This is a genomic window from Streptomyces cinereospinus, assembly GCF_042430725.1.
GTDB lineage: Bacteria > Actinomycetota > Actinomycetes > Streptomycetales > Streptomycetaceae > Streptomyces > Streptomyces cinereospinus.
This window is the reverse complement of the sequence record NZ_JBHMCY010000136.1, coordinates 1-6684: the sequence shown is the minus strand read 5'-3', so window position 1 is coordinate 6684 and position 6684 is coordinate 1. Positions and strand designations below refer to the sequence as shown.

The following is a 6684-nucleotide window of genomic DNA, read 5'->3' as shown; positions in this document are numbered from 1 at the left end:
GCCCCGGGCCGGCTGCCGCCGGGACCACCGCAGACCCGCCGCGCCCGCCGCGCCCGGCGCCGCCCCGGCCGCGCCCAGCGGCAGCAGGTCACGGGCGGGGCCGCCCCTGGGCAGCCCGTCGCCGCCCGGCGCCACCGGCTCGTTGTCCGTGCCGAGCGGCAGGGGCCCTGGACGGCGTCCCGTGGCACGCCCGGCTGCTGGGCCTGGACGCGCGAGGGAAGTCGTACCGGGCCGGCACCCGGCACCGGCCGGCCGTCGGGGACCCGGCACGGTTGTTCCACGAGAACGTGGCAGAGAGCTTCCCGCCGCTGTGAGGTCACCGCGGCGGGAAGCTCTCCTGCGTGCAGCCCGGGGGCGCTGTCTCTAGCCCCGCACCTCGGTGGTCCCCGCCCCGGCCCGGAGCGCGGCGCGCTTCCCGGTCCGCTGGCGGACCGCGGCGACGGCGAGCACCAGCGCCGCGACCAGCAGCGACAGCAGCACGGTCTGGCGGCCGTCGTGCTCGGTGTCGGTCAGCATGTAGCCGAGCACGAAGACGATCAGTGCGGCGGTGGCCCAGGTCAGGTAGGGGTACAGCCACATCCGCACCACCAGCTTCTCCGGCGCCTCCCGCTCGATGATCTTCCGCATCCGCAGCTGGGAGAAGCAGATCACCAGCCAGACGAACAGGGCCACGGCACCGGAGGAGTTGACCAGGAAGAGGAAGACGGAGTCCGGGAACTCGTAGTTGAAGAAGACGGCCACGAACCCGAAGACCACCGAGACGAGGATCGCCGTCCGCGGCACACCCCGGCCGGTCGTCCGCGCGAAGGACTGGGGCGCGTCACCGCGCCGGCCGAGCGAGAAGGCCATGCGGGAGGCGGTGTAGAGGCCGGAGTTGAGGCAGGACAGCACCGAGGTCAGCACGATGAAGTTCATGATCTGACCGGCGTGCGCGATGCCCAGCGAGTCCAGCGCGGCGACGTAGGAGCCCTTCTCCGCGATGGCGGGGTCGTTCCACGGCAGCAGGGACACGACGACCAGGATCGAGCCCAGGTAGAAGACGGCGATGCGCCAGATGATGCTGTTGGTCGACTTGGTCACGGCTCGCTGCGGGTCCTCCGACTCGCCGGCGGCGAGGGTGGCGATCTCGCTGCCCATGAAGGAGAAGACGACGAGCAGCACACCGGTGAGGATCGCCCCGGGCCCGTTGGGCAGGAAGCCGCCGTGGTCGGTGAGGTTGGCCAGGCCGGCCTGCTCGCTGTCCGCGCCCGGCAGCACACCGAGGACGGCGAGCCCGCCGATGACGATGAACGCGCCGATCGCCACCACCTTGATGCCGGCGAACCAGAACTCGAACTCGCCGTAGGAGCCGACGGAGACGAGGTTCGTCCCGGTCAGCACGATCATCACGATGAGCGCCCAGGCCCACTGCGGTACGGCGGGGATCCAGCCTTCGAGGATCACGGCACCGGCGGTCGCCTCCACGGCGAGCACCACTACCCAGAAGAACCAGTACAGCCAGCCGATGGTGAAGCCGGCCCAGGGGCCGAGCGCCCGGTCGGCGTGGGCGGAGAAGGAGCCCGAGGCCGGGTTGGCGGCGGACATCTCGCCGAGCATGCGCATCACCAGCACCACGAGCGTGCCGACGAGCGCGTACGACAGGAGGATGCCGGGACCGGCGGTGGCGATACCGGAGGAGGACCCCACGAAGAGTCCGGCGCCGATGACGCCTCCGATGGCGATCATCGACAGATGGCGGTTCTTCAGCCCTGCCTGGAGGCCTGTTCCGGGACCGGGATCGCCGGTTCCACCGTGGTCTCCGGGCTTCGTCAGGGTCGGCTGCGAAGTCATGGGACGGATTTCCTTTGCGCCGGGTGAGCAGATTCCCGTACGAGCAGCGTACGAGTCGGACCAGTGAATCGGAGGCGAACGAATTCTTGAACCTTTGATTCCGGATCGTTACTTGAGGTTTCCCTGAGGTTCGGTGGTGTCCCTGACATTTTTCCGTGCCGCCACCCGGCCCTGCTGCCCCGCCCGGCGCATGTCACACTCGTCCCATGCGCGTGTACCTCGGCTCCGACCATGCCGGCTACGAACTCAAGAACCACCTCGTCGAGTGGCTCAAGTCGGCCGGCCACGACCCCGTCGACTGCGGCCCCCATATCTACGACGCCCAGGACGACTACCCGCCCTTCTGCCTCCGCGCCGCCGAGCGCACCGCCGCCGACGCCGACTCGCTCGGCGTCGTGATCGGCGGCTCCGGCAACGGCGAGCAGATCGCCGCCAACAAGGTCAAGGGCGTCCGCGCGGCGCTGGCCTGGAGCGAGGAGACGGCGGCGCTCGGCCGGCAGCACAACAACGCCAACGTGGTCGCGGTCGGCGCCCGCATGCACACGCTGGACGAGGCGACGACCTTCGTCGAGACCTTCCTGAACACACCGTTCTCCGACGAGGAGCGCCACGCCCGCCGCATCGGGATGCTCTCGGCGTACGAGACGACGGGCGACCTGCCGCCCGTCCCGGCGCACCACCCGCAGCAGTAGGGCGGCGCGAAGCAGCGAGGGAAACAGCAGGGGAGCGGGGGACGCGGCCCCCGCCGGGGCCCGGGCACCGCACCGGGTCCCGCTCCGCCCGTGCCCGGCGGCCACGGCCGAGGGGAGGGGCGACGGGAGGGAAGGAAGCCGCACATGCCCGAGGGGCACACGATCCACCGGCTGGCGCAGGACTACGCCGCCCGGTTCACCGGCCAGGGACCGGTGACCGTCACCAGCCCCCAGGGCAAGTTCTCCGACGCCGCGGCCCTCCTCGACGGCTCATCCCTGCACACCGCCGACGCCCACGGCAAGCACCTCTTCCTCGGCTTCCGGCCCACCGAGTGGGTCCACATCCACCTCGGCCTGTTCGGCAAGGTCGCCTTCGGCGACGCCCCCGCGCCCCCGCCCACCGACACGGTCCGCCTGCGCCTGGCCAACCCGGCCGGCTACGTCGACCTGCGCGGTCCCACGACCTGCGCCCTGATCACGGACGCCGAGAAGCAGGCCGTGCACGACCGCCTCGGCCCCGACCCCCTGCGCACCGGCCACCACGCCGACCCCGCCGCGGCCTACGCCCGCGTCCGCCGCAGCCGCACCACGATCGCCGCCCTGCTCATGGACCAGAAGGTCATCGCCGGCGTCGGCAACGTCTACCGGGCCGAGGTCCTCTTCCGGCACCGCATCGACCCCTACCGCCCGGGCCGGGACATCACCCCCGCCGAGTGGGAGGCGATCTGGACCGACCTGGTGGCCCTCATGCGCCAGGGCGTGCGCGACAACCGCATCGACACGGTCCGCCCCGAGCACACCCCCGAGGCGATGGGCCGTCCGCCCCGCGTCGACGACCACGGGGGCGAGGTCTACGTCTACCGCCGGGCCGGCCGGCCCTGCCACATCTGTGGCGGCGAGATCCGCACCGCCGGCCTCGCCGCCCGCAACCTCTTCTGGTGCCCCGCCTGCCAGCGCGCCTGACCCGGCCCGCCGGTCAGAACCCGTGCGGCAGCCAGGGCGCCACGGCACTGCCGAACCCCACCGCCGCCTCGGCCGGCGCCCCGGCCCGGATCTCCCGCACCCGCCCGGCCGCCGCCAGCGCCGCCAGGCTCACCCCGCCGAGGTACGCCGCCCCCAGCTCCCTTATGGACAGCGCCAGGTCGGGCGCGTCCCGCGTCCGCGCGCACACCGCCCCCTTCGCGTCCCCCGACAGCCGCCAGCGCCCCGCGTTCCAGGGGCAGAAGTCGTCCGCCACCTCCAGCACCACGTCCACCGGCGCCTGGTACGTACGCGCCTCCAGCGCGGCCCCGACGTCCACCAGCCGCACGTACAGCCCGTCCCGCAGCCGGGTCCGGCACCGCCGGATGTCCGACACCTGGTACTGCCACGCCTCGTCGACCGGCCGCCCCCGCACGGTCAGGGTCGTCGTCAGGTCGATGTCGAACAGGAACCGCCACAGCGCCCCCTCCGCCGCCGGGTCCAGCGCCGCCACGTCCTCCAGTACGACCGTGCCGTCGTGCCCGGCCACCCCCCACTCGGGCCGGACCCGGAACCGCGCGTACCCCACGGCCTCGCCGCCCCGCTCCGCCAGGACGCACTGCAACGGCGACGCCCCGTCCCGCCCGCGCTCCGGATCGAGCAGCCCCAGCCGCTCCCACCCGGGCCGGCGCGCCAGCATCCCGGGCCGCGCCGGCACCAGCCGGGCGTACACCTCCTCGCACGCGCCGAGCACCTCGGCGGGCACCGCGTACCGCAGGCGTACGCCGTCGGCGCCGGCCGGCACCGACAGCCGGACCCGGCCGGTGTCGATCTCGGCGCTCAGCGAGTGGGTCGCGGCGGCGTACCCGAACCGGCCGTAGATCGCCGGCTCGGACGCGGTGAGCACCGCCAGCGGCTCGCCCCAGGACCGGATGTCGTCCAGCTGCCGCCGCATCATCGACGTCAGCACCCCGCGCCGGCGGTGCGTGGCCGCCACCGACACCGTCGTCACGCCCGCCGCGGGCACCGCGGCCCCGCCGGGCACGGTCAGCCGGAAGCTGAACGCCCCCGCCGTCCCCACGCACGCGTCGCCTTCCCAGACACCCAGCGAACGGTCGAACTCGACGAGCGAGTTCCACAGTTCCCGCTCCTCGGAGGGCTCCGGGACGCCGCCGAAGGCGCGGATCAGGTTGTCGTACCACCTGTCCCAGTCGTCCGCTCGCAGCACCCGCGGCCCGGTCTCCGGGCCGGCCGGGAAGTCAGTCGCCATGCTCCCATGCCTACCAGGGCACCGGGGGACGGGCGAGGCAATTTCCCCGCGGCCCCCGGGCCGGCGGCGGGGCGCTCTGACGCGCGGTTCACCGCGCGGCCGGGCCTCGGACGGGGGACAAGTGGGACCTCCCGTGCCAAGCGGCTGGTCCGATGGATAGGGTCCCGAACTGATGGCAGCAGGACGAGAGCGGCGCGCGGCGGCCGATACGTTCACGGCCCGGTGGAAGATGAGGTGGCACCGGGCCCGCGTCGGCCTGCGCAGAAACGCCGTCGACTACTTCCGCGGCGACGGCTCCGACTGGGTCGCGCTGGCCGGCCTGCTGTTCACCATCCCCCTGATCACCGCCGGTACGCTCGCCAACTCGGTGTGGTGCGCCCCGGCCGTGCTGGTCCTGCCGATCGTCGCCGGCGGGCTGGTGCTGCGGCCGGCCAGCCTGCTCGGTCTGTACGCGGCCGCCGCCGCGGCCCTGATCGTGGAGTCGGTACAGCTCGGCCCGTACACGGAGGGCCCGTCGCGGGTGACGCCCGGGGTCGTCCTGACCGTCGCCGCCTGCGGTTTCTTCGGCCTGCTGATCGCCCAGTTCCGCAGCCGCGTCGGCGTGCCCTGGCGGCGCGGCGGCACGATGCTGTTCGACCTGCGCGAACGCATCCGGGTGCAGAGCAAGCTGCCGAGACTGCCGCGGGGCTGGCACCACGAGATGGCGCTGCGCCCGGCGGGCGGCCAGTCCTTCTCGGGCGACTTCGTGGTCGCGGCCCGCACCAACGGCGGCCGCACCCTGGAGGTCGTCCTCACGGACGTCTCCGGCAAGGGCATGGACGCCGGCTCCCGCGCCCTGCTCCTGTCCGGCGCCTTCGGCGGCCTCCTGGGCAGCCTGCCCCCGCACGCCTTCCTCCCCGCCGCCAACGGATACCTGCTCCGGCAGGACTGGGAGGAGGGCTTCGCCACCTCCATCCACCTCGTCCTCGACCTGGACACCGGCGACTACGAGCTGTACTCCGCGGGCCATCCGCCGGGTCTGCAACTGAGCGCGGGCAGCGGCCGCTGGGAGGAGAAGGCGGCCGAGGGGCCGCTCCTGGGGGTCTACGACGGCGCCCAGTTCGACCCCGTGAAGGGCTCGCTCCGCGCCGGCGACGTACTGATGCTGTTCACGGACGGCCTGGTGGAGACCTCCGACCGCGACATCGTCGAGGGCATCGACCGGCTCACCGGCGAGGCCGACCGCTATGTCGTCGGAGGCTTCCAGGGGGCCGCCTGGCACCTCATCGAGGCGGTCGCGAAGGACGTCAACGACGACCGCGCCCTGCTTCTCATCTGCCGGGAGGGCCCGACGGCCCAGTCCGCCGCGCGCTGACGCACGCGTCGGTCATGGCTCTGTACGGCCTTCGTAACTGCGGTCGTCTCTCGATTGCGTGAGCGATCGGGGGGTTGGTAGAGATGGGGTACGTTCGATGAGACCGACCACGGCCAGGGATGGGGGAGGCGAGTACCGCATGAAGTTCGACATGGGTGCGCAGACGCTGGCGGCGCTGATGCGTGATTCGCGGGGGTCGAGTGATGATCTCGGCTCGTTGATCCGGCAGTTGGTGCAGGCGGCGCAGCCGCTGGAGGGGAAGTTCAACGGTACGGGCCGGGCGATGTTCGACCAGTTCAAGGCGCGGGCTGATGAGATCACGGCGGACTTGAACGGGTCGCTGTCGGCGATCCTGGGTGGTCAGTCGGGTATGGACTCGGCGTTCGGCTCGGGTGACCAGGAGCAGGGTGACAACGCGCGGCAGCAGATGGCGGCCGCCAACTTCGACGCGGCGCGGTTCCGCTGAGCCGGTCGCGGACGCGTCCCTTCGGTTTCTTTCTTTGTGCGTGACTTTTTCGCGTGACTTCACGGGGAGTGGTGTGTGATGGCGGGTGCTGGTGCGGATCGCCGGTCGTATG

The 6684-nt window shown here is 72.6% G+C and carries 6 protein-coding genes; 4 read left to right on the top strand and 2 right to left on the bottom strand.

All coding sequences use genetic code 11. The features are described 5' to 3' along the window. Positions 1-363: 363 nt before the first annotated feature. A complete protein-coding gene (locus ACFF45_RS34880; RefSeq protein WP_381351031.1) occupies positions 364-1830 on the bottom strand; it encodes an amino acid permease in 1467 nt (488 codons plus the stop codon). A gap of 206 nt (positions 1831-2036) precedes the next feature. Here ACFF45_RS34880 and ACFF45_RS34875 point away from each other — a divergent pair, with 206 nt between their 5' ends. After that, positions 2037-2522 carry a ribose-5-phosphate isomerase gene (locus ACFF45_RS34875; RefSeq protein WP_381351030.1) on the top strand — a complete coding sequence of 162 codons (486 nt, stop codon included), beginning with the start codon at positions 2037-2039 and terminating at the stop codon, positions 2520-2522. Positions 2523-2666: 144 nt separating this feature from the next. After that, complete coding sequence (locus ACFF45_RS34870; protein WP_381351029.1) at positions 2667-3485, top strand: Fpg/Nei family DNA glycosylase; 819 nt, start codon at positions 2667-2669, stop codon at positions 3483-3485. Positions 3486-3498: 13 nt separating this feature from the next. Here the strand turns inward: ACFF45_RS34870 and ACFF45_RS34865 are convergent, their stop codons facing one another. Beyond that, complete coding sequence (locus ACFF45_RS34865) at positions 3499-4752, bottom strand: GNAT family N-acetyltransferase (protein ID WP_381351028.1); 1254 nt, start codon at positions 4750-4752, stop codon at positions 3499-3501. A 172-nt stretch (positions 4753-4924) separates the two neighbouring features. On the opposite strand from ACFF45_RS34865, the gene ACFF45_RS34860 reads away from it, so the two are divergent. After that, positions 4925-6106: a PP2C family protein-serine/threonine phosphatase gene (locus ACFF45_RS34860; protein WP_381351027.1), complete on the top strand. Its 1182-nt coding sequence runs from the start codon at positions 4925-4927 to the stop codon at positions 6104-6106. A gap of 139 nt (positions 6107-6245) precedes the next feature. Beyond that, entirely contained in the window at positions 6246-6572 is a 327-nt protein-coding gene (locus ACFF45_RS34855) for a hypothetical protein (protein ID WP_381351026.1), read from the top strand. The last annotated feature ends 112 nt before the right edge of the window (positions 6573-6684 follow it).